Source organism: Lysobacter gummosus (assembly GCF_001442805.1).
GTDB lineage: Bacteria > Pseudomonadota > Gammaproteobacteria > Xanthomonadales > Xanthomonadaceae > Lysobacter > Lysobacter gummosus.
The window spans coordinates 2,055,986-2,081,430 of sequence record NZ_CP011131.1 but is presented as its reverse complement, the minus strand read 5'-3'; the positions used below and the strand labels follow the sequence as shown (position 1 = coordinate 2,081,430).

General features: G+C 67.8%; 23 protein-coding genes. 6 read left to right on the top strand and 17 right to left on the bottom strand.

Annotation, left to right across the window (positions count from 1 at the left end; all coding sequences use genetic code 11):
- Nucleotides 1–5: 5 nt before the first annotated feature.
- The 8 genes from proS to LG3211_RS08565 all read right to left on the bottom strand — a co-directional run bounded on the left by proS (nucleotide 6) and on the right by LG3211_RS08565 (nucleotide 8,935).
- Complete coding sequence (gene proS / locus LG3211_RS08600) at nucleotides 6–1,358, bottom strand: proline--tRNA ligase (RefSeq protein WP_057942468.1); 1,353 nt, start codon at nucleotides 1,356–1,358, stop codon at nucleotides 6–8.
- A 228-nt stretch (nucleotides 1,359–1,586) separates the two neighbouring features.
- Nucleotides 1,587–2,552, bottom strand: coding sequence for an N-acetyl-gamma-glutamyl-phosphate reductase (gene argC, locus LG3211_RS08595; protein ID WP_235109868.1), 966 nt, complete (start codon nucleotides 2,550–2,552; stop codon nucleotides 1,587–1,589).
- A complete protein-coding gene (locus tag LG3211_RS08590; RefSeq protein WP_057942466.1) occupies nucleotides 2,545–3,174 on the bottom strand; it encodes a GNAT family N-acetyltransferase in 630 nt (209 codons plus the stop codon). The genes argC and LG3211_RS08590 overlap by 8 nt, the downstream gene beginning before the upstream one ends.
- Nucleotides 3,175–3,177: 3 nt before the next feature.
- The gene (locus tag LG3211_RS08585) at nucleotides 3,178–4,506 is read right to left on the bottom strand and encodes an acetylglutamate kinase (protein ID WP_057942465.1); all 1,329 of its coding nucleotides are present in this window, start codon (nucleotides 4,504–4,506) and stop codon (nucleotides 3,178–3,180) included.
- Nucleotides 4,506–5,597, bottom strand: coding sequence for an acetylornithine deacetylase (locus LG3211_RS08580; protein ID WP_057942464.1), 1,092 nt, complete (start codon nucleotides 5,595–5,597; stop codon nucleotides 4,506–4,508). The genes LG3211_RS08585 and LG3211_RS08580 overlap by 1 nt, the downstream gene beginning before the upstream one ends.
- 129 nt (nucleotides 5,598–5,726) lie before the next feature.
- Entirely contained in the window at nucleotides 5,727–6,974 is a 1,248-nt protein-coding gene (locus tag LG3211_RS08575; protein ID WP_057942463.1) for an argininosuccinate synthase, read from the bottom strand.
- 84 nt (nucleotides 6,975–7,058) lie between these two features.
- Nucleotides 7,059–8,072 carry an N-acetylornithine carbamoyltransferase gene (locus LG3211_RS08570; RefSeq protein ID WP_057942462.1) on the bottom strand — a complete coding sequence of 338 codons (1,014 nt, stop codon included), beginning with the start codon at nucleotides 8,070–8,072 and terminating at the stop codon, nucleotides 7,059–7,061.
- A gap of 392 nt (nucleotides 8,073–8,464) precedes the next feature.
- A complete protein-coding gene (locus LG3211_RS08565; protein WP_083512403.1) occupies nucleotides 8,465–8,935 on the bottom strand; it encodes a hypothetical protein in 471 nt (156 codons plus the stop codon).
- 291 nt (nucleotides 8,936–9,226) lie between these two features.
- Here LG3211_RS08565 and cysS point away from each other — a divergent pair, with 291 nt between their 5' ends.
- The 3 genes from cysS to LG3211_RS08550 are packed head-to-tail and all read left to right on the top strand — an operon-like array spanning nucleotide 9,227 to nucleotide 12,383.
- The gene (gene cysS, locus LG3211_RS08560) at nucleotides 9,227–10,651 is read left to right on the top strand and encodes a cysteine--tRNA ligase (protein WP_057942461.1); all 1,425 of its coding nucleotides are present in this window, start codon (nucleotides 9,227–9,229) and stop codon (nucleotides 10,649–10,651) included.
- Entirely contained in the window at nucleotides 10,648–11,097 is a 450-nt protein-coding gene (locus LG3211_RS08555; RefSeq protein ID WP_057942460.1) for a SufE family protein, read from the top strand. The genes cysS and LG3211_RS08555 overlap by 4 nt, the downstream gene beginning before the upstream one ends.
- A complete protein-coding gene (locus tag LG3211_RS08550) occupies nucleotides 11,094–12,383 on the top strand; it encodes an MFS transporter (protein ID WP_057942459.1) in 1,290 nt (429 codons plus the stop codon). Before LG3211_RS08555 ends, LG3211_RS08550 begins: the two co-directional genes overlap by 4 nt.
- A gap of 269 nt (nucleotides 12,384–12,652) precedes the next feature.
- On the opposite strand, the gene dksA is transcribed toward LG3211_RS08550, so the two are convergent.
- Nucleotides 12,653–13,750, bottom strand: coding sequence for an RNA polymerase-binding protein DksA (gene dksA, locus LG3211_RS24805; protein ID WP_083512402.1), 1,098 nt, complete (start codon nucleotides 13,748–13,750; stop codon nucleotides 12,653–12,655).
- Between the two features lie 356 nt (nucleotides 13,751–14,106).
- Here dksA and yidD point away from each other — a divergent pair, with 356 nt between their 5' ends.
- The 3 genes from yidD to LG3211_RS08530 are packed head-to-tail and all read left to right on the top strand — an operon-like array spanning nucleotide 14,107 to nucleotide 16,603.
- The gene (gene yidD, locus LG3211_RS24800; protein WP_083512401.1) at nucleotides 14,107–14,415 is read left to right on the top strand and encodes a membrane protein insertion efficiency factor YidD; all 309 of its coding nucleotides are present in this window, start codon (nucleotides 14,107–14,109) and stop codon (nucleotides 14,413–14,415) included.
- Nucleotides 14,400–15,731, top strand: a complete 1,332-nt coding sequence (locus tag LG3211_RS08535) for a dihydroorotase (protein WP_057942457.1) — start codon at nucleotides 14,400–14,402, stop codon at nucleotides 15,729–15,731. Before yidD ends, LG3211_RS08535 begins: the two co-directional genes overlap by 16 nt.
- Nucleotides 15,728–16,603, top strand: a complete 876-nt coding sequence (locus LG3211_RS08530) for a M23 family metallopeptidase (RefSeq protein WP_057942456.1) — start codon at nucleotides 15,728–15,730, stop codon at nucleotides 16,601–16,603. Before LG3211_RS08535 ends, LG3211_RS08530 begins: the two co-directional genes overlap by 4 nt.
- Nucleotides 16,604–16,616: 13 nt before the next feature.
- On the opposite strand, the gene LG3211_RS08525 is transcribed toward LG3211_RS08530, so the two are convergent.
- The 8 genes from LG3211_RS08525 to efp form a co-directional block, all read right to left on the bottom strand.
- The gene (locus tag LG3211_RS08525) at nucleotides 16,617–17,480 is read right to left on the bottom strand and encodes a hypothetical protein (RefSeq protein WP_057942455.1); all 864 of its coding nucleotides are present in this window, start codon (nucleotides 17,478–17,480) and stop codon (nucleotides 16,617–16,619) included.
- The gene (locus LG3211_RS08520) at nucleotides 17,477–19,249 is read right to left on the bottom strand and encodes a sensor domain-containing diguanylate cyclase (protein WP_187313156.1); all 1,773 of its coding nucleotides are present in this window, start codon (nucleotides 19,247–19,249) and stop codon (nucleotides 17,477–17,479) included. Before LG3211_RS08520 ends, LG3211_RS08525 begins: the two co-directional genes overlap by 4 nt.
- A 367-nt stretch (nucleotides 19,250–19,616) precedes the next feature.
- A complete protein-coding gene (folE2, locus tag LG3211_RS08515; RefSeq protein ID WP_057942453.1) occupies nucleotides 19,617–20,552 on the bottom strand; it encodes a GTP cyclohydrolase FolE2 in 936 nt (311 codons plus the stop codon).
- Between the two features lie 88 nt (nucleotides 20,553–20,640).
- A complete protein-coding gene (locus LG3211_RS08510) occupies nucleotides 20,641–21,426 on the bottom strand; it encodes a hypothetical protein (RefSeq protein ID WP_057942452.1) in 786 nt (261 codons plus the stop codon).
- A complete protein-coding gene (gene gph, locus LG3211_RS08505) occupies nucleotides 21,408–22,106 on the bottom strand; it encodes a phosphoglycolate phosphatase (RefSeq protein WP_083512400.1) in 699 nt (232 codons plus the stop codon). Before gph ends, LG3211_RS08510 begins: the two co-directional genes overlap by 19 nt.
- Nucleotides 22,103–22,882: a bifunctional 2-polyprenyl-6-hydroxyphenol methylase/3-demethylubiquinol 3-O-methyltransferase UbiG gene (gene ubiG, locus LG3211_RS08500; protein ID WP_057942451.1), complete on the bottom strand. Its 780-nt coding sequence runs from the start codon at nucleotides 22,880–22,882 to the stop codon at nucleotides 22,103–22,105. Before ubiG ends, gph begins: the two co-directional genes overlap by 4 nt.
- Nucleotides 22,883–23,018: 136 nt before the next feature.
- Complete coding sequence (locus LG3211_RS08495) at nucleotides 23,019–24,359, bottom strand: TRZ/ATZ family hydrolase (RefSeq protein WP_057942450.1); 1,341 nt, start codon at nucleotides 24,357–24,359, stop codon at nucleotides 23,019–23,021.
- Between the two features lie 282 nt (nucleotides 24,360–24,641).
- The gene (gene efp, locus LG3211_RS08490; RefSeq protein WP_057942449.1) at nucleotides 24,642–25,208 is read right to left on the bottom strand and encodes an elongation factor P; all 567 of its coding nucleotides are present in this window, start codon (nucleotides 25,206–25,208) and stop codon (nucleotides 24,642–24,644) included.
- Between the last annotated feature and the right edge of the window lie 237 nt (nucleotides 25,209–25,445).

The following is a 25,445-nucleotide window of genomic DNA, read 5'->3' as shown; positions in this document are numbered from 1 at the left end:
GTCGGTCAGGTCAAGGAAACGGGATGCAGCGGATTGAGGTGCGAGGCGATGTGCCGTACCGCTTCGGCCGGCGACAGTTCGACGCGCTCGCCGCCGGCGCGGCGCTTGAGCTCGACCACGCCGCGGGCGAGCCCGCGGCGGCCGACCACGATCTGCCACGGCAGGCCCAGCAGGTCCATGCGCGCGAATTTCACCCCGGCGCGATCGTCGGTGTCGTCGTGCAGCGCATCGACGCCGAGCAGTTCCAGGCCGGTCTGCAGGTTGGCGCAGACCTCGTCGATCTGCGCATCGCCCGGGTCCAGGTTGACCAGGCCGACGTTGAACGGCGCCACCGCGTCGGGCCAGACGATGCCGGCGTCGTCGTGGCTGGCTTCGATGATCGCGCCGAGCAGGCGCGACACGCCGATGCCGTAGGAACCGCCGTGGATCGGACGTTCTTCGCCTTCGGGCGTGGTCACCAGCGCTTTCATCGGCGCGGAGTACTTGGTGCCGAAGTAGAACACCTGTCCGACTTCGATGCCGCGCGTGTGCACGCGCTGATCGGCCGGAACTTCGCGCTCGAAGCGCTCGATGTCGTGCACGTCCTCGGTGGCGGCGTAGCGGCTGGTCCATTGCTGGACGATGCCGCTCAGGTCGCCGTCGTAATCGGTGTCGTCGGCGGGAATCGGCAGGTCGAGCACGGCGCGGTCGCAGTACACCGCCGATTCGCCGGTCTGCGCCAGCACCAGGAATTCGTGCGACAGATCGCCGCCGATCGGGCCGGTCTCGGCGCGCATCGGAATCGCACGGATACCCATGCGCGCGAAGGTGCGCAGGTAGGCGACGAACATGCGCTGATAGGATCGGCGCGCGGCGGCTTCGTCGACGTCGAAGGAGTACGCGTCCTTCATCAGGAACTCGCGCCCGCGCATCACGCCGAAGCGCGGGCGTTGTTCGTCGCGGAACTTCCACTGCACGTGGTACAGGTTCATCGGCAGCGCGCGATACGACTTGACGTTGGCGCGGAAGATCGCCGTGATCATGTCCTCGTTGGTGGGCCCGTACAGCAGCTCGCGCTCGTGGCGGTCCTTGATGCGCAGCATCTCCGGGCCATAGGCGTCGTAACGGCCGCTTTCGCGCCACAGATCGGCCAGCTGCAGGGTCGGCATCAGCAGTTCCAGCGCGCCGGCGCGGTTCATTTCATCGCGGACGATGGCTTCGATCTTGCGCAGCACACGCAGGCCCGCCGGCAGCCATGAATAGATGCCGGCCGCTTCCTGGCGGATCAATCCGGCGCGCAGCATGAGCCGGTGCGAGGCGATCTGCGCGTCGGCGGGGTTTTCTTTCAAGGTCGGCAACAGGTAACGCGACAAACGCATAACGACTCCAGATTCTTGCGACCGGCGACGCACTGCCCCGATCGCCGCCTCGCAGTTCCCCCCTTTGAAAAAGGGGGGGTTGGGGGGATTCGCTTTTGTTTTTGCCCTACACCGCAAAAGCAAAAGCAAATCCCCCGCGCCCGCTTCGCGGTCGTCCGCCCCCTTTTTCAAAGGGGGCAACAGCACGGGCGGCCTCTTCTAAAGGACGGAAACAACCCGGGCTGTCGATCAGACGACGGGTTCGACCTCTATCCCAAGCAACTCCTCGAACCCGAACGCCACATTCAAATTCTGCAAAGCCTGCGTCGCCGCGCCCTTGAGCAGATTGTCCAGGGTCGAAACCACCACCACCCGGCGGCCGTCTTCGGCCATGGTGAAGCCGCCGATATCGACATGGTGCTTGCCGGCGATCTTGCTGACCCACGGCGCCTCTTCCTGCACCCGCACCATCGGTTCGCCGTCGTAATGGCGGTGATAGTGCTCAACCAGTTCCTCGCGATCGAAGCGCCGCGACAGATGCAGGTTGGATGTGATGGTGAGCCCGCGAAAATGCGCGGCCACATGCGGCATGAATTCGACCGGATGGCCCAAATGCCGGGTCACTTCGCGCTCGTGCATATGCCCGGTCAGCGCGTACGGCATCAGGTTGTCGCGCAGCTTGTCGGGATCGTTCTTGTCCGACGGCGTGGTGCCGGCGCCGGAATAACCCGAGACGCCGAAGCACTGCACCGGACCTTCCAGCACGTTGAGCAGCGGCGCGATCGCCAGCTGCATGGCGCTGGCGTAGCAGCCCGGATTGCTGATGCGGCGCTGGCCGTGATAGCCGGCACGCGTGAGTTCCGGCAGGCCGTAGTACCAGTGATCGTCGAAGCGGTAATCAGCCGACAGATCGATGATCACCGGCTCGGCGCCGACCGCGTCGAACGCGGCCACGCAGTCGGCGGCCTTGCCGTTGGGCAGCGCCAGCACCACCGCGTCGGCGCCCAGGCCGGGCAGTTCTTCGTGGCTCGGCGAGCTGTAGCGCAGATCGGAATTCTTCGCCGCGTATTCGGGAATGTGCTCGGCCAGAGGCTGCCCGGCCAGTTCGCGCGAGGACACGAAGGCCAACTCGAAGCGCGGGTGCGCCGCGATCAGGCGGATCAGGTCGGCGCCGACATGGCCGCGCGCGCCTACGATGCCAACGGTCTTAGCCATGCGTGCCCGCTCCATTGCCGTGCCGGTCCAGTTTGTACTGCAGATTACGCTTCACCGCCGGCCATTCGTTGTCGATGATCGAAAACGCTACCGTGTCGCGCGCGCTGCCGTCGGCGTGACGGCGATGGTTGCGCAGCACGCCGTCCTGCTTGGCGCCCAGGCGCGCGATCGCGGTGCGCGAGGCCAGATTGAACCAGCTGGTCTCGAAACCGACCGCGATGCAGTCCATCTTCTCGAAGGCGTGGCCGAGCAGCAACCACTTGGCCTGGGTGTTCAAACCGGTGCGCTGAACGCGCGGCGCATAGAAGGTATAGCCGATCTGCACGCGCGGCACCGCCGGGTCCATATCGTAGTAACGCGTGCTGCCGACCACCTCGCCCGCCGCGTCGAGCACGGCGAACGCCCAGGCCACGCCCTTGGCCTGCATCGCCAGCGCGCCGTCGATGTAAGCGTCCACGCCGTCCGGCGCGGGCACGTTGGTGTACCAGGCCTGCGCCAGTTCGCCGCCGGCCAGCGCCGCGCGCAGGCCGGCGGCGTGGTCGCGGCTCAACGGCTCCAGGGTCACGTGCTCGCCGCTCAGGCGCGGCTGCGCGCTCCACGCGGCATGGACCTGATCGCTCATCGCTCAGTCCTCCAGGGTCGGCGCGCGGCGGCTGGAATAATCGACGCAGGCGGCGATTTCGTCGAAGCCGTTCATGCCGTACCAGAACACCTTCCACTTCTCCTGCTTGAGGCAGCCGTCGGATTCGGAGTAATAGAACGGGTTGACCGCGTTGCCGTGGCGCGAACGCCAGAACACGCTCGGATTCTGTTCGCGCATGACCTGCCACACCGCGCGGCCGAGGCCCTCGCCTTGGGCGTCGTCGAGCACCGCGAACTTGTCCAGATAGGTACGGCCTTCGGCTTCGATCAGGATCACCGCGGCGCGGTAGTTCTCGCTGACGTAGGCCTGCTTGAGCGTGGTGCGCTCGAAATAGTCATCGACCAGCTTGCGCCCGAACGCGGATTCGATCAGCGAGCGCAAGCGCACCAGATCGAGTTGATCCCAACTGCGCGCTTGTTGCACGCGCTCGCCACGCCGCACCAGCGTGCCCGAGCCCTTGTGGGTGAACAATTCCTTCGCCAACTCGGCCGGCTTGGTGATCGACACCGACGAGGTCAGCGGCAGCTTGTCCAGCAGATCCTTGATCTGCTCGATCTTGACCCGCATGCCGCCGTTGATCCACGGCTGCTGGATCAGGTGCTCGTACTCGGTGGACAGGTTGATCGAATCGATGACCTTGCCGTTGTCGTCGAGCAGGCCGCCGGTGCCGGTCAGGAACACGATCTTGTACGGCTGCAGCACCTGCACCAGTTCGTTCGCGGCGAAGTCGGCGTTGACGTTGAGAATCTGCCCGCCGGCGGTTTCGCCGAGGCTGGCGATCACCGGGATCGATCCGGCCTGCAGGCTGGCTTCGATCGGCGCCAGATTGACCTTCTTCACCTCGCCGACCAGGCCGTAGGTGTCGCGGTCGAGGTAATCGGCTTCGAACACGCCGGAGATGATCGAGGTGGCGCGGCCGTCGCCGGACTGCAGCGCTTCGACCAGCTTGAGGTTCTGCGCCTGGAACACGCGGCGCACGATCGCCAGCGCCTCCGGCGAGGTCACGCGCAGGCCGTTGACGGTCTGCTTGACGATGCCGGCGGCCGACAGTTCCTCGTCGAGCTGCGGGCCGGCGCCGTGGATCACGATCGGGGTCAGGCCCACGTCCTGCAGGAACGCCAGCGAGGAAGTCAGCGCGGCCAGATCGTCGCGCAGCACCGCGCCGCCGACCTTGACCACGGCGAAGCGCTTGGAGTCGAGCTGCGAAAACCGCTTGAGGTATTGCGAGATTTCCTTCGCGCTGGCCATGCTCGACAGCAACCGCACGATGGTCTGTCGCGTTTGCAGATGATTGTCCATCGACACGCTCATTACGCGTTGCTCCCCATGATCCGCGCGACGCTGTCGGCGTAGCGTTGCAGTTGTTCCAGCGCGACCCATTCGTCGGCGGTGTGCGCCTGGGCGATGTCGCCCGGGCCGTACACGATCGAAGTCAAACCGCCGGCCGAGAACAGTGAGGCTTCGGTCCAGAAATCCACCGCGTTGCCGATCGGCAGGTTCAGCGCGTCGGCCAGATCGCGCGCTTCCAGGCGGCGGTCCTCGGCGGCGGCGACATCGCCGGCCGGCAGCGGCGGGCCGCGGAAGGTTTCTTCGTAGCGTTCGATCGCGCCGGCCTCGATCAGCGTACCGAACACTTCGTGCAGGCTGTCGATGGACTGCGAGGGCAGCGGGCGGAAACCGAAGCGCAGATCGGCGCTGGAGGCGATCATGTTCGCCTTGATGCCGCCTTCGACGCGGCCGATGTTGAAGCGCAGGCCGGTGAGCCCGCCGAAACGCTGGTGCGACTGCGCTTCGACGTGATCGAGCGCCTTGCCGCCCCAGCGGATCGCCTGATGCAGCGCGCTGGCCTGCATGGCATTGGCGCCGGAAGCGTGGCCGGCGACGCCGCGGAAACGCAGCTGCACCGAGCTGATGCCGCGATGGGCCAGCACCGCTTCGCACATCGTCGGCTCGGCCACGATGGCTTCCGCGAAGCCGTGATCGGTGCCGAGGAAACCGGCGATGCAGCGCGCGTCGTTGGCTTCTTCGTCGGTGCTGAACAAGAACGCGGCATCGCCCGTGGTGACCGCGGCCGCGGCCAGCAGGCCGGCGGCGGCGCCCTTGATATCGCATGCGCCCAGGCCGATCGCGCGGTCGTCGGTGACCCGCAGCGCGTGCGGATCGGCGCTCCAGGCTTCCGAGGACGGCACGGTGTCCAGATGGACGTTGAACAAGCGGCGCGGCGTGCCGCGCACGGCGAACAGCGACACCGCGCCGGCGCCGTGGTCGATCACATCGACATTGAAGCCGCTGAGCTGGCTGCGCAGGTAATCGAAGATGCCGTCGGTGCCGATATCGCGCGGCGGATTGCGGGTGTCGTAGGACACCAGGGCCTGCAGGTGCTTGAGGACGTCGGGGAGCATGGGAGCCGTTCGTAGGAGTGAGTTAAGAGGAGTAAGGAGTGAGTAAGAGCGGGAGCGCGGACGCGGCAAGAGTGACGGGTGTTTTACTCACTCCTCACTCCACTCCACTCTTTCCTCATCGCAAGCGCGTCAGCGCTTGCGATTGATCTCGGCCCACAGCGTGCTGCTCATTCCGAACAATTTGATGAAACCCTCGGCCTCGGCCACGCCCCAGTCGGCTGCCTGAGCGTAGGTCGCGCCCTTGGCGTTGAGGATGTGCGGCGAATTCACCGCGACCGCGTTGACCACGCCGCCGCTGGTTTCCAGCACCACTTCGCCGTTGACGGTGGACTGCGAGCTGGCCAGGAACGCTTCCAGGTCGGTCTTGAGCGGATCGTGGAAAAAGCCTTCGTACACCAGCTCGACCCACTTACGCGCCACCTCGGGCTTGAAGCGGTTCTGCTGCTTGGTCAGCACCGCTTCTTCCAGCGCGCGATGCGCGGTCAGCAGCGCGATCAGGCCCGGCGCTTCGAAGATGATGCGGCCCTTCAGGCCGATGGTGGTGTCGCCGGTGTACAGGCCCCTGCCAACACCGTACTGCGCGAACAGGCCGTTGAGCTTGGCCAGCATGGTGTGGCCGGCGATCTTCTCGCCGTCAAGCGCAACCGCTTCGCCGTTCTCGAACGTAATCGCGACCTTGAGCGCTTCGCTCGGCCACTGCGCACGCGGCTTGCACCAGCCCACCGCGCCCTCGCCCGGCGCCTGCCAGCGGTCGATCTCGCCGCCGGACATGGTCAGGCCGAGCAGGTTTTCGTTGATGGTGTAGGCCTTCTGCTTGGCGCGCACGCCGAAGCCGCGGTCTTCGAGGTACTTCTGCTCGTAGGCGCGCACTTCGGTGTGCTCTTTCTGGATTTCGCGGATCGGCGCGACGATCTCGTAATCGCCCAGCGCCTTCACCGCCAGGTCGAAACGCACCTGGTCGTTGCCCATGCCGGTGCAGCCGTGGGCGATGACCTTGCAGCCCAGTTCGTCGGCGCGCTTGAGCGCGGCTTCGACGATCAGGTAACGGTCCGACACCAGCAGCGGGTACTGGCCCTGATAGCCCTCGCCGGCCCAGACGAAGGGTTTGACGAAGCCCGACCAGATCGCCGGGCCGCCGTCGATGGTGACGTGGCTGGCGACGCCCAGCTCGGCCGCGCGCTGCTCGATGAAAGCGCGCTCTTCCGCGTCCACGCCGCCGGTGTCGGCGAACACGGTGTGCACGGCCCAGCCGCGCTCTTGCAGGTAGGGCACGCAGAAGCTGGTGTCGAGGCCGCCGGAGAAGGCGAGGACGATGTCTTTGGAGCCGGGATTCGGGATTTGGGATTCGGGATTCGTGGAAGCCGATTGCTGCGACATGGGGAGGTGTCTCGTATTGAAGATGGTGTCTTGATGATGATCTGGACAGTGAGATGCGCTTTACGAATCCCTGATCCCGAATCCCTAATCCCGGCCGCCCACCAGGGCGGCCATGATCGCCTTCTGCACATGCAGACGGTTCTCGGCCTCGTCGATGGCGATGCACTGCTTCGAGTCCATCACCCCGTCGGTGGCCTTGACGTTGCGGCGCAGCGGCAGGCAATGGCTGAAGACGCCGTTGTTGGTCAGCGCCATCTTGGCTTCGTCGACGATGAAGTGCTTGTACTGGTCGCGGATCGGCTTTTCCGGGCCCCAGTTGCCGAAGTACGGCAACGCGCCCCAGCTCTTGGCGTAGACCACGTCGGCGCCGGTGTAGGCGCTTTCGATGTCGTGGCTGATCTTGAGCGAGCCGCCGCTCTCGGCGACGTTCTGCTCGGCCCAGCCCATGTAGCGCTCATCGAGCACGTACTCCGGCGTCGGGCACAGCAAGGTCACGTCCATCCCCAGGCGCGTGGCGATGGTCAGCGCCGAGTTGGCGACCGCGGTGTTGAGCGGCTTGGGGTGATAGGTCCAGGTCAGCACGTACTTCTTGCCGCGCAGATCGCGGGTGCCGAAGTGCTCCTGCAGCGCCAGCGCATGCGCCAGTTCCTGGCAGGGATGGGTGATGGTCTCCATGTTGATGACCGGCACCGGCGAATACTTGGCGAAGCTGGCCAGCACCTTGTCCTGGCGGTCGTTGGCCCAGTCCACGAACTTCGGGAACGCGCGCACGCCGATCAGATCGACGTAACGGCCCAGCACCTTGGCCACTTCGGCGATGTGCTCTTCGGTATCGCCGTCCATCACAGTGCCCAGATCGAACTCGATCGGCCACGCGTCCTTGCCCGGCTGCAACACCACCGCGTGGCCGCCGAGTTGGAACGCGCCCAGCTCGAAACTGGTGCGGGTGCGCATCGACGGATTGAAGAACACCAATGCGATCGATTTGCCCTTGAGCTCATCGCCGAGCTTGCTGCGCTTGAACACAGCGGCCTGCGCGAGCAGCGCGTCGAGGTCGGCGCGCGACCAGTCCTGGGTGTTGAGAAAGTGTCTGGGCATGTTCGGGATTCGAGATTGGGGATTGGGGATTCGCAACAGCTTTAGGACGCGAGGATGGGAAGCGCGATGGTCGATCAGGAAGCCGTAGTGTTGCTTTACGAATCCCGACTCCCCAATCCCGAATCCCGGCGGTAAAAACAAAAAAGCCCAGCGCTAGGCTGGGCTTCTCGTGTGTGCAGCTTGTTACACGAACGACGGCGAGCGCCGTCACCCAGCGGATTGGCAGGGCAACGGTCGGCGCGCGCGCGAGGTCATGCCCGCCGCCATGTAGGCGGAGGTCAGGATATCGGCGTCGGCGTAGTTCGGGTTCATGAGGCCGCGAATGCTCGCATGCACGGGGCCGGGGCGCAAGCCGCGCAGAGCGGAAACGCGAACCCCGCGGCAGGCGGCGCTCAGCGCGAGGTGCTGGTCGGGGCGATGACCGGGGTTACCGCGACCCGGACCTTGAGCTTGTTGCCCGGGTCTTCGGGCAGGCGCGAGCGGAACCGGCTGCCCTTGTAGACGTAATCCACGTCGTAGGCGATCGGCCGGCGGAATTCGCGCTCCACCGGCACCGGGCGGCAGTTTTCGCCGGTGCTGGGCTTGGGATCGCGCTCGCGGCCCAGGGCCTCGCGCACCGCGCCGACCACGCGCGACAGGCGCGAATCGGCCTTGCCGGTGGGCTCGGGATCACACTGCTGTTCCACCGTGGTCGCACGCAAAGTCTGGTAGACCGGGGTCACTCGCAGCACCTGGGCGTAGTCGAAACGCACGTTTTCGGCCTGGATCACCGTGTGCTGCTGCGCCGCCGCCGGCTTCGTCCACAGGGCCGCCACAGCGCCGGTCAGCACCAGGATCGAGACCTGCAGGGCGATTCGGTTCATCGGGCTCGCGAGTGGGAACTGTGAATAAAGTGTAAGAGCAGTGTCCGCTCACGGCCTGAATCCCGCCTTTAGGCCCCGTCCCTGCTGGCGATGGCCTCGCCCCACGCCCCGGATCGCAGGCCCGGTCCGCGCCGGTCTGCGCGGCCGCTTCGCGCCCGTGCCGGCGGCGATAACGCGGCAAGGGCCGCCGGGTTTCGCCGAATTACCGCATTCGGGCGGAATATTCGCCCGTCGCCGCGTCCGCGAACACGTACGACCGCTAGAATGAACCCGACCCCAAGCCTTCTATCCATGAGCCTGCATCTCTACAACAGCCTGTCGCGGCAGGTCGAACCCTTCCAGCCGCTGGATCCCTCGCGCCCGACGATGTATGTCTGCGGCCCCACGGTCTACAACTACGTCCATATCGGCAACGCGCGCGGCCCGGTGGTGTTCGGCGTGCTCGCCGACCTGCTGCGCCGGCGCTACGGCGCGCTGGCCTATGCGCGCAACATCACCGACGTAGACGACAAGATCAACGCCGCCGCGGCCGAGCAAGGCGTACCGATCTCGGCCATCACCGACCGTTTCGCCGCCGCCTACCGCGAGGACATGGCCGCGCTCGGCGTGCAGCCGCCGGATCTGGAGCCGGCAGCGACCGCGCATATCGGTGAAATCGTGGCGATGATCCAGCGCCTGATCGATAGCGGCCACGCCTACGAGGCCGAGCAGCACGTGCTGTTCTCGATCGCCAGTTTCGACGGCTACGGCAAGCTTTCGCGCCGCGACATCGAAGACATGCGCGCCGGCGCGCGGGTCGAAGTGGCGCCGTACAAGCGCGACGCGGGCGACTTCGTGTTGTGGAAACCCTCCAGCGAGGAGCTTCCCGGTTGGGAATCGCCCTGGGGCCGCGGCCGTCCGGGCTGGCACATCGAATGCTCGGCGATGGCCGCCGCGCACCTGGGCGAGACCATCGACATCCACGCCGGCGGCGTCGATCTGCAGTTCCCGCACCACGAGAACGAGATCGCGCAAAGCGAATGCGCCCACGGCGGCAAGGTGTTCGCGCGCTGGTGGCTGCACAATGGCATGCTCAATTTCGACGGCGGCAAGATGTCGAAGTCGGTCGGCAACATCCAGAAGATCCACGATCTGATCGCGCAATATCCGCCGGAAGTCCTGCGCTACGCCCTGCTGTCGGCGCATTACCGGCAGCCGCTGGAGTGGTCGGACGGCTTGATAGAGCAATGCACGCGCACGCTCGAACGCCTGTACGGCACGCTGCGCGATCTGGCCGGCGTCGATGCCGGCGCTGTCGCCATTCCCGACAGCGTGGAAACCGCGCTCGAAGACGACCTCAATACCCCGCGCGCTCTGGCCGAGCTGGCGCGCATCGCCGGCGAGGCCCGCAAGGCCACCGATCCGGCCGAACAATCGCGGCTCAAGCGCGACCTGCTCGGCGCCGGCCTGGCCATGGGCCTGCTGCAGCAGCCTCCCGAGGCTTGGTTCCAGCCCAAGGCCGTCGACTTATCGGTGCACATGGTGGACGGCGTGTCATCAAGTGTTTCGCTTGTTTCCGGGGAACTGAAATCAATCGACGATTACATTGCAGAGCGCGACGCAGCTAAGAAAGCTCGTAATTTCGCCCGTGCCGATGAAATCCGGGACATGTTGGCCAGCCAAGGCATCGTGCTCGAAGACACGCCGGCCGGCGTGCGCTGGAAGCGTTCGCGATGAACGTCGCCACCCTCGCCTCGCCCTTCCCGATCGAAGCCAGCGCCGCCGACGCGCAGGCGGCGATCCGTGACGAGTTCGCCTTCTTCGGCGACTGGTCCGAGCGCTATCAGTACCTGATCGACCTCGGCCGCAAGCTGCCGGACCTGCCGGCGGAGTGGAAAACGGAAGAACACCGCCTGCTGGGTTGCCAGTCGATGGTGTGGATCATGGTGGAAGGCGACGCCAGCGGTCTCACCTTCCACGCGATCAGCGATTCGGCCATCGTATCGGGCCTGATCTATCTGGCCCTGCGCGTGTACTCGGGCCGCAGCGCGGCCGAAATCGTCGCCACCCAGGCCGACTACATCGCCGACATCGGCCTGGCCAAGCACCTCTCGCCGACCCGCAACAACGGCCTGGCCGCGTTGCTGGCCTTCATCCGCGAACAGGCGCAGCGCCGGCTGTGAGCGAGGACGCCGTCCGCGCCGAGCCCGGCACCACGAACGGCCCCACCCCGATCAGCGCCTCGCGCCTGCTGCGCAATCCCGGGTTCGCGGGGCTGCTGGTCTATCGCCTGCTGGCGATGCTGTCGTACCAGATCGTCGCGGTCACGGTCGGCTGGCACGTCTACGAGATCACCCGCGATCCGTTCGCGCTGGGCCTGATCGGGCTCACCGAAGTCATTCCCTACTTCTGCTTCGCCCTGTTCGCCGGCTACGCGGTCGATCATCTGCCGCGGCGCAAGCTGGGCATGTTCGCCTGCCTGGGCCTGCTGCTGACCACGCTGATGCTGGCCGGCGTCGCCGCCGGCGTGCTGCCCACCGGCGGCTTCGGCTTCGCCACTCTGACCATCTACGCGGCGATCGCGATCAACGGTGTGGTCCGCGCCTTCCTGTCGCCGGTGTACATGTCGTTGTTCGCGCGTGTGCTCAAGCGCGAGCACTTCGCGCGCGGCTCGGGCATCAGCAGCGTGGTCATGCAGACCGGGCTGGTGCTGGGCCCGGCGCTGGGCGGCGCGCTGGTGGCCTGGGGCGGCAAGACCTCGGCCTATCTGGTCGCCGCCGGCTTCGCCCTGGCCGGCGCGATCGCGATCATCACCCTGCGCGTGACCGAACCGCCGCCGCAGGCCGAGCGCGCGCCGGTGTTCAAGAGCATTGGCGAAGGCCTGCGTTTCGTCTTCAACAACCAGATCGTGCTCGGCGCGCAGGCGCTGGACATGTTCTCGGTGCTGTTCGGCGGCGCGGTGGCGCTGCTGCCGGCATTCATCCACGACGTCCTGCACTACGGCCCGGAAGCCCTCGGTGTGCTGCGCGCGGCGCCGGCCGCCGGCGCGGTGCTGATGGGGTTGTGGCTGGCCCGGCACCCGCCGCAGAAGAACTCCGGGCGCCTGCTGCTGTATGCCGTGGCCGGGTTCGGCCTGTGCATCATCGGCTTCGCCTTGTCGCGCAGTTTCTGGCTGTCGGCGGCGATGCTGATGCTGTCGGGCATGTGCGACGGGGTGTCGGTGGTGCTGCGTTCGACCATCCTGCAGTTGTCCACGCCGGACGAAATGCGCGGGCGGGTATCGTCGATCAACGGCATCTTCATCGGCTCGTCCAACGAGTTGGGCGCGTTCGAATCCGGGCTGATGGCCAAACTGATGGGGCTGGTGCCGTCGGTGATCTTCGGCGGCTGCATGACCCTGGCCGTGGTCGGGGCGACGGCGAAACTGGCGCCGAAGCTGCGGCGGCTGGATTTGCGCGAGTTGCAGTAAGCCGCCAACAACGAGGACGCCGCTATAGCCCCCCTCCCGCTTGCCACCCAAGGTGACTTCCTTCGGGGCGCGGGAGAGCGGTTGGGGTGAGGGGCGCGGGAACTTGCAAGAGCATTCGCGCCTGCGGCGCTCATCCCTCACCCCAGCCCTCTCCCGCGCCCCGAAGGAAGTCACCTTGGGTGGCCAGCGGGAGAGGGAGAGAATGCAGCCACAAAAAAGCCCCGCTTGCGCGGGGCTCTTTCTGGATAGAGCGGCGTGCGAAGCGCCGATCAGTCGCCCATCTGCTTCTGCAGATGTTCCCAGCGCTCCTGCGCGTCGATGGTGCGCTCGGCGGTCAGGCGCGCCTCCAGGCGCTCCAGGCCAATTTCTTCGCCGGTATCGACGCAGAAGCCGTAGTCGCCCGAATCCACCCGCTTGAGCGTGCTGTCGATCTTGCTGATCAGCTTGCGATAACGGTCACGGGTGCGCAGTTCGAGCGAGTTCTCCGTCTCACGCGTCGCGCGTTCGGCTTCGTCGCCGACGTCGCGCACTTCGTCCTTGAGGTTCTCGATGGTCTGCTTGGACTCCTCGACCAGATCCGTGCGCCACTGCAGCAGGCGCTGACGGAAGTACTCGAGTTGCAACGGGCTCATGTATTCCTCGTCCGAGGCGGGCTTGTAGCCCTCCGGGACGATCGGGCGGCCAGTGGCGGGATCGTTCTTGTAAGCCACGACCTTGACCTTGGTCTTGGGGGCCGGCGCAGTCGGTTGCTTGGCCGTGATGGCCACGGCCACCTTGCCGGCCGGACGCGGGGCCGCAGCGGCGGTCGTCGTCGCGGGTTTACCCGCGGGTGTCTTGCTGGATGCTGTCTGGGTCACTGTGTTCTTGTTTTGGTCGGAGATACGGTCGGCCTGTGCCGCAGCGGCCGCCTCCGGGGCGGGGGGCTGCGATGCGGGCGGTTTGGCGGCAGGCGCAGGTTTGTGCTTCACAGCTTCGGGCTTTTTAGCTTCAACTTTTTTAAGCTCCGGCGTCTTTGTTGCTACGTTCTTGCCTGCCGCGGAGGGTGCGGTCGCGGATTTGGCCGGCGCGGGCGCCGCTTTCTTCACCGCTGCCGCCGGCTTGGCGGCCGGTGGGGCGACGGTCTTCTTCGCCGGTGCCGGCTTGGCCGGCGCCGCTTTCTTGGTCACAACGGCCTGCTTGGCCGCCGGTTTACTCGCCGTGGGCTTTTTCGCCGCCGCCTTGGCCGGGGCCTTCTTGACCGCCGCCTTCTTGGCGACCGTTTTCTTCGGCGCGGGCTTGGCCGCAGGTTTGGCCGCCTTCTTCGCGGCCGGCTTGACGGTCTTCTTGACCGCCTTGGCGGCCTTCTTCGCAGGTTTTTTCACTGCCACGAGCGGCTTGTCCTTCTATTCCCTGAGGGCGCCTCCGAACGCTGTCCGGAGACATCGCGGGCCAAGCATGACCCACCCGGCCATCAAATGCACATGCGCTCGATGACCGCAAGTGAAATCCGGCAACAAGCCGGTTTTCGCCCGATCCGACCAGCACGGCAACAGCGATTCCACGCTGCGGCGGACCTTCGTCTTGCACTTGCCTTGTTTGGGGAAAGCGCGCTGTTATACCCTGCTGCGGCACCCGCGGCAACCGCGCTGTGCGAGGCCGATCGCGGCGTAAAATAGCGTCCTGCGCGGGGCTTCGCGACACGCTTCCCCGCCCCCGTCACTACCGTTGCCGGCATTAAGGAAACGTGATCGACCGCCTGCTCATCGCCCTGCTACGTGGCTATAAACGTTGGATAAGCCCATTACTCGGCCAACGATGCCGCTTTCATCCCAGCTGTTCGTCGTATTCGATGACGGCGATCGGGCACTACGGCGCACTTAAGGGCAGCTGGCTCACGGTCAAGCGACTGGCGCGCTGCCATCCTCTCAATCCCGGCGGCTACGACCCGGTGCCCGGCACCGAGGACGATTCCTCCCCGCCGGATCCGCAACTTCGCGAATCCGCCGCCTCCTCCGCGCCCCCTTCCGGAAACTGCTCATGCCATCGACCCTGATCGTCAACGCCCGCCTGGTCAACGAAGGACGCGAGTACGACGGCGACCTGCGCATCGAAGACGGCCGCATCGCCCAGATCGGCACCGGCCTGTCCGGGCGCGGCGGCGAGAGCGTGATCGACGCGCGCGGCCGGCGCCTGCTGCCGGGCATGATCGACGATCAGGTTCATTTCCGTGAACCCGGCCTGGAATACAAAGCCGACATGGCCACCGAATCGGCCGCCGCGGTGGCCGGCGGGCTGACCACTTTCATGGACATGCCCAACACCAACCCGCCCACCCTCGACGCCGCCGCGCTGGAGGACAAGTACCGGCGCGCGGCCGGACGGGCCCGGGCCAACTACGGGTTCTACCTGGGCGCCAGCAACGACAACCTCGCCGCGATCCAGTCGCTGGACCCGCGCACCGCGCCGGGGGTGAAGGTGTTCATGGGCGCATCGACCGGCAACATGCTGGTGGACGATCCGGTCACCCTCGACGCGATCTTCCGCGACGTGCCCACGCCGATCATCACCCACTGCGAAGACACGCCGATGATCGACGCCGAGCTCGCCGTCTACAAGGCGAAATACGGCGACGACATTCCGGCGCAGTTCCATCCCGACATCCGCTCGCGCCAGGCCTGCAAGAAATCCACCGAGCTGGCGATCTCGCTGGCGCGCAAGCACAACACCCGCCTGCACGTGTTGCACATCAGCACCGCCGACGAGCTGGCGCTGTTCCAGGCCGGCCCGATCGAGGGCAAGCGCATCACCGCCGAGACCTGCATCCACTTCCTGCGTTTCGATCGCGACGACTACGCCAAGCTCGGCCATCTGATCAAGTGCAACCCGGCGATCAAGGACCCGGCCGATCGCGAGGCGCTGATCCGCGCAATCGCCGAGGACGTGATCGACGTGCTCGCCACCGATCACGCGCCGCACACGCTGGAAGAAAAGGCCCGTCCCTATACCTCCGCGCCGAGCGGCCTGCCGCTGGTGCAGTTCGCCCTCAACGCGGCGCTGGAACTGGTCCACGAAGGCCGCCTGAGCACCGCCCAGGTGGTGGACAAGTTCGCGCATGCGCCGGCCAAGCTGTTCGACGTCGAACACCGCGGCTTCCTGCGCGAAGGTTACTTCGCCGATCTGGTGCTGATCGACGACCTGCCCTACACCGTGCAGCGCGAGGACGTGCTGTCCAAGTGCGGCTGGTCGCCGTTCGAAGGCCGCACCTTCCACTCGCGCATCGCCTCGACCTGGGTCAACGGCGTGCTGGCCTGGGACGGGACTTCGCTGGTCGGCGCGCCGAACGGGCAGCGCTTGGCGTTCGCTCGATGAGGTTTGGCGTCATCGCTGCGGCGCTGGCTTTGCTGGCGCCCTGCTCGGCGCTGATGGCGCAAGCGCAAACGGCGGCGACGGCTCCGGCGGATGCGCGGATTGTTTTTCCCTCGCAGGTTTCGCAGGGCGGGTTGGTCATCGGCAAGGTCCCGCCCGGCAGCAAGGTGCGCTACGGCGAACGCCAGTTGCGCACCACGGCATACGGCACGGTGGTGTTCGGCGTCGGTCGCGATGCGAGCGGGCCGCTGACCGTGCAGGTCGAAGTCGCGCCGGGCCGGGTCGAAACAGCCAGCATCGCGGTCGCCGCGCGCGAGTTCCCGACCGAATACATCCAGGGCGTTCCGCCCAAGACGGTCAATCCGCCGCCGGAGATCGCCGCGCGCATCGAGCGCGAACAGGCGCAGGTGGTGGCCGCGCGCGCGCGCGACGACGACCGCGCCGATTTCGCCCAGGCCTTCATCTGGCCGGTGCAGGGCCGCATCAGCGGTCGCTTCGGCAATCAGCGCGTGTACAACGGCCAGAAAGGTTCCGGCCACTCGGGCATGGACATCGCCGCGCCCAGCGGCACCGCGATCAAGGCGCCGGCCGCGGGCGTGATCACCTTCGCCGGGCCGGACCTGTATCTGACCGGCGGCACCGTGCTGCTCGATCACGGCCATGGCGTGAGTTCGAATTTCCTGCACCTGTCGCGTATCGACGTGAAGGTCGGCGACCGGGTAAGCCAGGGGCAGATCATCGGCGCGGTCGGCGCGACTGGACGCGCGACCGGTCCGCATCTGCACTGGGGCATGAACTGGTTCGATGTGCGCATCGATCCGCTGCTGGTACTCGAACGCGCGCAGGCGATGCAGGCGGGCAAGAGCGCGCCCTGAGCCGGCGCGTCGCTCAGGGCTTCAGCAGCGAGCCCAATACCTCGAAGGAAGGCGACTGCTCCAACTCGCGCAGCCGCACGCATTTGGGATTCGGCAGACGCGGCCCGGCCATCGCCAGCAAGGCGTTGCCGCGCTCCATCAGGCCCAGGCGCTGGCGCGTGTCGGCGACCGCGGCGGCGAATTCGTCTTCGCCGACTTCCTGCGCCGAACCGGGCTGGCCGTGTTCGTCCAGGCGCAGGGCATCGCGGCGCGCCGGGCGCAGGCAGGGCGCGATATCGCGCCACAAGGCTTCCCAATCCAGCGACGGAAACGCCAGCGCCGAGGGCGCGGCGACCGGCAGGCTCGGGGCGAGACGGCCCCGCGGCTGCGCGGTATTTTCCGCGAAGCAGCGATAAACGAACTCGCTCGAACTCATCGCCCCGGCGTTGTCGAACGCGGCGTGATGCAGCGCTTCGCGCAGCACCGCGCGCAGCTGCGGCGACGGCGGCAGGCTGCGATCGCGCAGGGCCGCGGCGCGGCCGAGCGCGGCCAGCGCATCGCCGGAGAAGGCCGGCCGCCGCAGCGACAAGGCATGCGCGAGCACGGCGATGCGATCGTTGTCCTGCGGGTCGGCGCTGGCGCCGAGCGGGCGGCGCGCGTCCACCGCGACCAGCGCCGGATCGGTCAGGCGCTGCGACAGCGACAGTTCGACCACGCCGCCGACGCCGACCTCGATCAGATAGCCCGCGCGCCCCAGCAAGGCCACATGGCTGTAGCTGCTTTCGTTGAACCAGGCGATCAGCGCCGCCAACGAGCCGCGCGCGCGCATCAGTAGCACGTCGCCGGTACGCAGTTGCGCGGCCTGGATCGCGCCGGGGCCTCCGCCGTCCGGGGTCACGACACCACCTCGCGCTCGGGCTCGACGCTGTGGCCGGTGACGCGGTCGCGGCCGGCGGATTTGCTTGCGTACAGCGCCGCGTCGGCGCGTTCGAGCAGCTGCTCCGGAGTTTCATCCGGCATCAGCTCGGCCACGCCCAGGCTCAGGCTGACCGGCAGCAGGCGGCCGTCGATCGACAGCGGGCTGCCGCTGACCGACTCGCGCAGATGCTCGGCGACGCGGACCGCGTCGCGCAGATGGGTGTCGGCCAGCACCACCAGCACCTCGTCGCCGCCGTAACGGCCGAACAGGTCGTAGGCGCGCAGACGGTTGCGGGTGCGCAGCGAGACGATGCGCAGGGTTTCGTCGCCGACGCGATGGCCGTGTTCGTCGTTGATGCGCTTGAAGTGGTCGATATCGAAGAACACCACCGACAGCGGCCGGTGCGAACGGTGCGCGCTGTCCACCGCGTTGCGCAGGCTTTGCGAGATCGCCGCGCGGGTCATCGCGCCGGTCAGGCTGTCGTAGGTCGCCAGGCGATTGGCGGTGTCGCGATCGCGGCGCAGTTGCTGCAGCTTGGAGGTCAGACCCAGCAGCAGGCCCAGGCCGCCGAAGGCCAGGCCGACCGGGAAGGTGTATTCGAGCCAGCTGAATTCCGGCCACCACTGGTGATTTGCGCCGACCAGAGCGACCAGCAACAGCATCAGGGGCAGCCATGCCAGCAACAGGAAATAGGCTTCGCGCTGGCGGCGCCAGACCGCGACCACGGTGCAGTACAGCACCAGCGCGACCACCACCAGCAGGTTGAGGTTGCCGAACAGCGCGCTGTACTTCCAGGTCCGGAACAAGGACACCAGCAGCAGGCCGCCGAGCGAGATGCTGCACCAGTCCAGCAGGCGCGCGGCCTTCGGCTGCGTGGTGCGCAGGCCGAGGAAGAAGATCAGAAAGCGGATGCTGGCCAATACCGCGGCGGTATTGAGCACGATGTTGGTGCGGCTGTCGGGCGCGATCTCGTTGAGCCACGGCACCACCCGCATCTCGCCGCCGTCCGAGGTCAGAGTGAGTATCTGCAGCACCAGGGTCAGGCCCAGATAGGCGTAGCCGCGTTCGCGCAGGCCGATCCAGAAACCGAACGCGAGCACGGCGATCACGCCCATCGCGGTCAACACCACGCTGCGCAGGCCGACGTGCATCATGTCCTCGCGCTGCACCCGCGCCAGCGGCTGGATCTCGACGCGCGAACTCATCACGTCGGCGGCGAGCATGCGCAGGTACAGGCGATCGCCCTTGCGCAGGCCGCGCGGCAACGGAAACACGATCATCCGCGTGGAATGATTCAAGTCGGTGTCGGGGCCGTAGATCGAGCGGCGCAGCGGCAGGTCGTCTCCGGGACGCCACAGTTCGATTTCGCGCCGCGACGGGCGGTCGATGGTGAGCTGCGGCGCGTCGGCTTCGGCGACGTCCTGATTGACGATGATGCGCCACCACGTCGCCTGGCCCTTGTGCGCCCACAGCATGTCGCCGGAGACCGCTTCGAAGCGGCGCTCGAACTCGCCGGCCAGCACCCGCGCCGGCACCGGATCCTGTTCGAGCCGGGACAGGCTCAGGGACGGCGCGCGGTAGTGCGTGGGGTCGTAGGGTTCGCGATCCGAACGCGGGGCCACCGGCGAAGGCGCGGAGGGGCCGGGCTGGGGCAGGCTTACGTCCTGCGCCGACGCGATCGCCGCCACCGCCCACATCCCCAGCAGAACCAACAGGGCCTGCCAGCCACGACGCCAGGGTTTCCCCATGCCCCTTCCGGTCACTAGTCTGGTGACCTGAGCATAGCCCAAGGCCCCTATATTCCGGGGGTGGGGACCATCACGGTTTGCGACTTGTAGTGTGCCCGCGCACACGCCTGCATGCATTGCCGCACCGCTCGGGTCTATCGGCCGGTGATCCTACACCCGGGCGCGCACGCGCAGCTGCCGGCAAAACCGACGGCTCGCGACGTTTTCCGGCGCCGAACTCAGGCGCGCGGCGGGCGTTTTACCAGGTGTTGTTCCGCGGCCTCGGCCGATCGGCGAGCGAGACCGGGCGCGCCTGTGTTTGCCGCGCGAATCGCGAGGTCAAAGGCGCCAGACTCCGCACACCGCGGCGGCGCCAAAGCGGCGCGATTTACTCGCGCGCGCCCTGCCCGGTGACGCGGGCGACCGCGTCGTGCGCATGCAGGCTTTCGAAGTGCGCGACTTCGGCGTCGAAGCGCTCGATGCGCGCATCGGCCGACAGCGCCGCGGCGACCCGGCGCGCGGCGTCTTCGCAGAACATCAGGTTCTCGGCGTTGAGGCGGGCGAAGGCTTGCTCGTCCTCGCGCTTGACCGCGGTCTGCACCGGCGTTGCGAGCGCGCGTTCGAGCGCGTCGATCAACGCCACCAGCGGCAACTCGTCGAAGGCCGGACGCAGCTCCACGCGCACGTCGGCGCGGCTGCGCTGCGCATGCGGAGTCGCGGCCATGCCGCGTTCGGAGGCGAGCCAGTCGCTGACCACGGCGGTGGACAGCGGATGGGCGGCGGCGAAATCGGCGGCGAAGCGTTCGGCGTTGAGCTGGCGCGACAGCGCCGCCGAGGCCGGACAGGTGCTGGAGTATTCGACCGCGAAGCGCAGGCCCAGGTGCAGATGGCCATCGATCAGGCGCGCGTCGATCTCGACCGGATAGCGCTTCCAGCCGGCGTTGTGGCTGGCCAGCGCCGGACGCAGCAGCAGTTGCTCGTAGCGCAGCACCAGCCGCGCGGCGTTGGAGATGCCGCCCTGCCCGTCGATCAGGCTCTGCAGCGCGCGGCGCAGGCCGGCCGGGGTCACCGTCTCGCTGGCGAAGGCGTTCTGCAGATGCAGGTACATGCGCGACATGTGGATGCCGCGCGCGTTGGCGTCGCGCAGGTTGACCGAGACATCGACCGAGGCGGCGACCTGGATCGGGGTGCCGTCGCCGCCGGCGATGCGCAGCGGCAGGGCGATGTTGGACATGCCGACCCAGTCCAGCGCGCGCGCCGCGGCGGCGGCATCGAAGGCGACATCGGGCAAGGCGGAACGCGAGGGGGTCTGGGGAATAGTCACGACGAAATCAGTGGGGGCGCGTGGGGGAAACGCAACGGCGCCATTCTACCGGGCCCGGCCCGCCCGCCCCGGCCCGGGCCTGCAACGCTCAGTTGCGGGCGCCGCGCCAGGCCGCCAGCAGGGCCGTCCACGGCGACAACGGCCGCGCCGCGTCGCCGCGCTGCAGCCGGGTATGCGCCAGCGCGGTCCACAGCCGCCGCGGCACGGTCGCGCCGAAGCGCGCCGGCCATTGCGCCAGCAGCTCGCGGCTCCATTCCACCGCCGCGCCCTCGCCCGGACGCGCCATCGCCCGCGCGACCACGCTCAGCGGCACGCAGGCGTCGCCCTGCAGGACCAGCCGCGATTCCAGCAGGCTCGACTGGATCGCCGGCACCGCGGCCTCGGCCAGCTGGCCGGGCACCGGCTCGAACAGGGCCATGTCGATGGCGCCGATGGCGGTGGCGACAGGGATCAGGCCGTCGAAGGCTTCGTTGCGGTCGCCAGGGCGCTCGCGGCTGTCGCGCAGCGCCGGCAGGGCCAGGGCCAGATCGCCCCAGGGCGCGGCCTGCCGCTGCAGCGCCAGCCCCAGCGGGTGGCGCCGGCGGTTCATGCGCCAGCCCTGCAGTTCTTCCATCCACCAGCCCAGCTTGGCCTCGCCGGGCAGCGCGTCGGTGCCGCCCCAGGCCGCGTCGGTGAGCTCCTGTTGCAGCGCCGCCCAGGCCACCGCGACGCCGCGCTGCGCGCGCGGCACGAACACCTCCGCCACCGACCATTCCGGCCAGCGCGCCCGCCATTTGCCGGCGAAGTCCTGCAGCGCCTGCTCCTGCGAGGATTGCTCCTGCGAAGCGGCCTCGACTTCGGCGGCGACCTGCGGCTTCATCGCGTCGCCGGCCATGCGCCCGCCCCGATCAGTTCCGAGGGCGATTCGATCATCGCATCGCCCTGCCAGGCGAGCGGATCGTCGTGATCCAGGCGGTAACCCCACAGCGCCACCACCGAGGGCATGCCGGCGGCGCGCGCGGCGACGATGTCGCGCTCGTCGTCGCCGACATAGATGCAATGCGCCGGCTCCACGCCGATCCGGTGCGCGGCGGTGGTCAGCGGCAGCGGATCGGGTTTGCGCACGCTCAGCGTGTCGCCGCCGATCAGCACCGCGCAGCGGGTTTCCCAGCCCAGCAGCGGCATCAGCTTGCGCGCCAGGTATTCGGGTTTGTTCGTGACGATGCCCCACGGCGAACCGGCGGCTTCCAGCGCGGCCAGCATCGCCTCCACGCCGTCGAACGGCGCCCCGTGCAGGCCGAGCTCGGCTTCGTACAGGTCCAGGAACTCCTGCACCCAGCCGTCGCGCTGCACTGGATCGACATCGGGAAAGGCCGCGCCGAGCATCGCCCGCGAGCCCTTGGACACCTGCGCGCGCAGCGGCGTCATCGGCATCGGCGGCAAGCCGCGGTCGGCGCGCATGCGGTTGGCGACGGCGAGCATGTCCGGCGCGCTGTCGAGCAAGGTGCCGTCCAGATCGAACAACACCGCCTGCGGATACGCCGCGCCGCTCAGCGCGGGAGCGGCCGCGCTCATGCCGCCGACACCTGCGCGGCCGGCTTGTACGCGCAGGCCAGATAGTTGATGTCGGTGCGCGAGGTGATCCGCGCGCCGTTGCGCCACGGCTCGTACATCAGGCCGCTGACGTCTTCCAGCTCCAGGCCGGCTTCGCGCAGCCAGCGCGCCAGTTCGGAGGGCTTGATGAAGTCGCGGTACTGGTGAGTGCCCTTGGGCAGCAGCCGGGCCAGGTACTCGGCGCCGACGATGGCCAGCGCGAACGCGGCCGGGGTGCGGTTGAGCGTGGACAGGAACAGGCGCCCGCCGGGCTTGAGCAGGCTGGCGCAGGCGCGCACGATCGCGCCCGGGTCGGGCACGTGTTCGAGCATTTCCATGCAGGTGATGGTGTCGAAACTCTCCGGCCGCTCCTGCGCCAGGGATTCGACCGACTGCAGTCGGTAATCGACGGCGACGCCGGTTTCCAGCCGATGCAGCTTGGCGACCTTGATCAATTCCGGCGCCAGATCGATCGCGGTGACCTGCGCGCCCGCGGCGGCCAGGGCCTCGCTGAGCAGCCCGCCGCCGCAGCCGACGTCGAGCGCCTGCGCCTGCGGCAAGGGCGCGCGCCGGGCGACGTAGTCCAGACGCACCGGGTTGAGCGCGTGCAACGGCTTCTGCGGACCCAACGGGTCCCACCAGCGATTGGCCAGGGCGCCGAACTTGTCGAGTTCGGCCTGACTGAAGTTGTCGTGGCCGCCGGCGGCGTGTTGCGAATCGCTGCCCTGAGGATCGGATGCCTTGCTTGCTGCGCTCATGCCTGCCTGCTCACTGCGGTCGGTGCCTCGCGCGGCCGCCGGGCGGCGCGCGTGGCTAGTTTGAATCAAGCCCGAGGCTACGGGTGTGAACGCGACGCGACGACGCGGCCGCCGCGCGCGTGCGCGGGGCTCGGCGTCAGCGTTTGATCGTCGCGATGCGCGCGCGCCACTGCCGCGCATTCGCGACCAGCGCCGCAGTATCCATATCGACCAGCGCACGTTCGCGCAGCTTGGCGCGGCCGGCGATCCACACATCGCCGACCTGATGGCGGCCGGTGGCGTAGATCAGCTGCGAGACCACGTGATGCACCGGCTGCGTCTCCAATTGGCCCAGATCGACGCAGACCAGATCGGCCTGCTTGCCGATCTGGATCGAACCGATTTTGTCCTCGAAGCCCATCGCCTTGGCGCCGCCCAGGGTCGCCGCGCGCAGCGCGCTGAACGCGTCCAGGGCCTTGGCATCAATGGCCACGCCCTTGGCCAGCAGCGCGGCAGTGCGGGTTTCGCCGAACATGTCCAGATCGTTGTTGCTGGCGCAGCCGTCGGTGCCGATGGCCAGATTGACCCCGGCCTGCTGCAGCTTGCACACCGGGCAGAAGCCCGAGGCCAGCTTGAGATTGGATTCGGGGCAATGCACCACGCTGACGCCGCGCTCGGCGCACAGGGCGATTTCGGCATCGGTGAGCTGGGTCATGTGCACCGCGATCAGACGGTCGGTGACCAGCCCCAGGCGGTCCAGGCGCGCCAACGGACGCTGGCCGTGCAGCTTGATCGAGTCGGCCACTTCCTGCGCGGTTTCGTGCGTGTGCAGATGGATCGGCAGATCCAGCTGGTCGGCCAGCATGCGGATGCGTTCGAAGTTGGCGTCGCTGACCGTGTATGGCGCATGCGGCGCGAACGCGGTCGCCACCAGCGCATCGTCGCGCCACAGGTCATGGACTTCGCCGGCGCGGTCGAAGTATTCGTCCGAACTCTTGGCCCAGGCGGTGGGGAAATCGATCACCGGCAGGCCGACCCGGGCGCGGAAGCCGTAGCGCTTGTAGACCGCGGCCTGCACGTCGGGGAAGAAATAGTTTTCGTTGGCGCAGGTGGTGCCGCCGCGCAGCATCTCGGCGATCGCCAGGGTGATGCCGTCCTCGACGAACTGCGGCCCGATCACCGCGCCCTCGACCGGCCAGATGTGGCCTTGCAGCCATTCCATCAGCGGCAGATCGTCGGCGATGCCGCGCAACAGGGTCATCGGGTTGTGGGTGTGGGCGTTGACCAGGCCCGGGATCAGCGCCGACTCGGGCCGGCGGACGGTTTCGGCCGCTGCGTAGCGCGCGCGGGCGTCGGCGATCGGCAGGATATCGACGATCACCCCGCCCTTGATGGCGACGGCGTGGTCGTCCAGCACGACGGCATGCGGCTCGACCGGCACCACCCAGCCCGCTTCGATCAACAGGTCGCAGGGGATGGCGGAAGTCTCTGTCGTCATTCGCGTCTCACGTGCTGGTTGAAGTGCGTGTCGCTGTCGTGCGGCAGCGCCGGCGAGGACTATGGCATTCGCCGGCTACCGCTGTGCGGCGCCCTGGACCGCGCGGCCCCGGGCTCGCAGTGGATCTTGCGTTCGGATCGCCCGAATCGTCGCGGCAGGGTCGCTCGGTGGATCTGCTGACGGGACGGGAATCCGCGGCAGCGTGCGAAAGCGTCAAACCGCCTTCGCGGGAATCGCGCATCGGCAAAGCCGTGGCCGCCTGGGCGGCCACGGGCCGATGGGTCACTTCACCCGGCTGACGTACTCGCCCGAGCGGGTATCGACCTTGATGGTTTCTTCCTGGCCGACGAACAGCGGCACGCGCACCACCGCGCCGGTTTCCAGGGTCGCCGGCTTGCCGCCGCCGCCGGAGGTATCGCCGCGCACGCCCGGGTCGGTCTCGGTGATCTTGAGCTCGACGAAGTTCGGCGGCTGCACCGCGATCGGCACGCCGTTCCACAGCGTCACCACGCACTCTTCCTCGCCCTTGAGCCACTTCTCCGCGCCGCCCATGCCGGCCTTGTCGGACTGCACCTGCTCGAAGGATTCCTGGTTCATGAAGTGCCAGTACTCGCCGTCGGAGTACAGGTACTGCATGTCGGTATCGACCACGTCGGCCTGCTCGACGCTGTCGGTGGCCTTCATGGTCATTTCCACCACGCGGCCGGACTTGATGCTGCGGTACTTGATGCGGGTGAAGGCCTGGCCCTTGCCCGGCTTGACGTACTCGGTCTCGGTGATGATGCACGGGTCGTTATTGACCAGGATCTTCTGTCCGGTCTTGACGTCGTTCATGCCTAGGCTGGCCATGCTGGAACTCCTAACAAATGAATAATGTGGCGGTGATTGGGGTCCGGCCGCCCCCGCCTTGCGCCGGGGCCGTCGTCTGCCGTCGTGGCGGCGCCGACCCGGGCCGGCCCGGGTCGCGGGCGGGGTCCAGGCGCCGGAGGCGCGTACGGACCGCCATGCCGGCGATGCAAGGCTAGAATGTCGGGCTGCGCCGGCTCCGTCCGCAGCGGTTTTCCGCGTGGACCGAGCCCGGGCGCC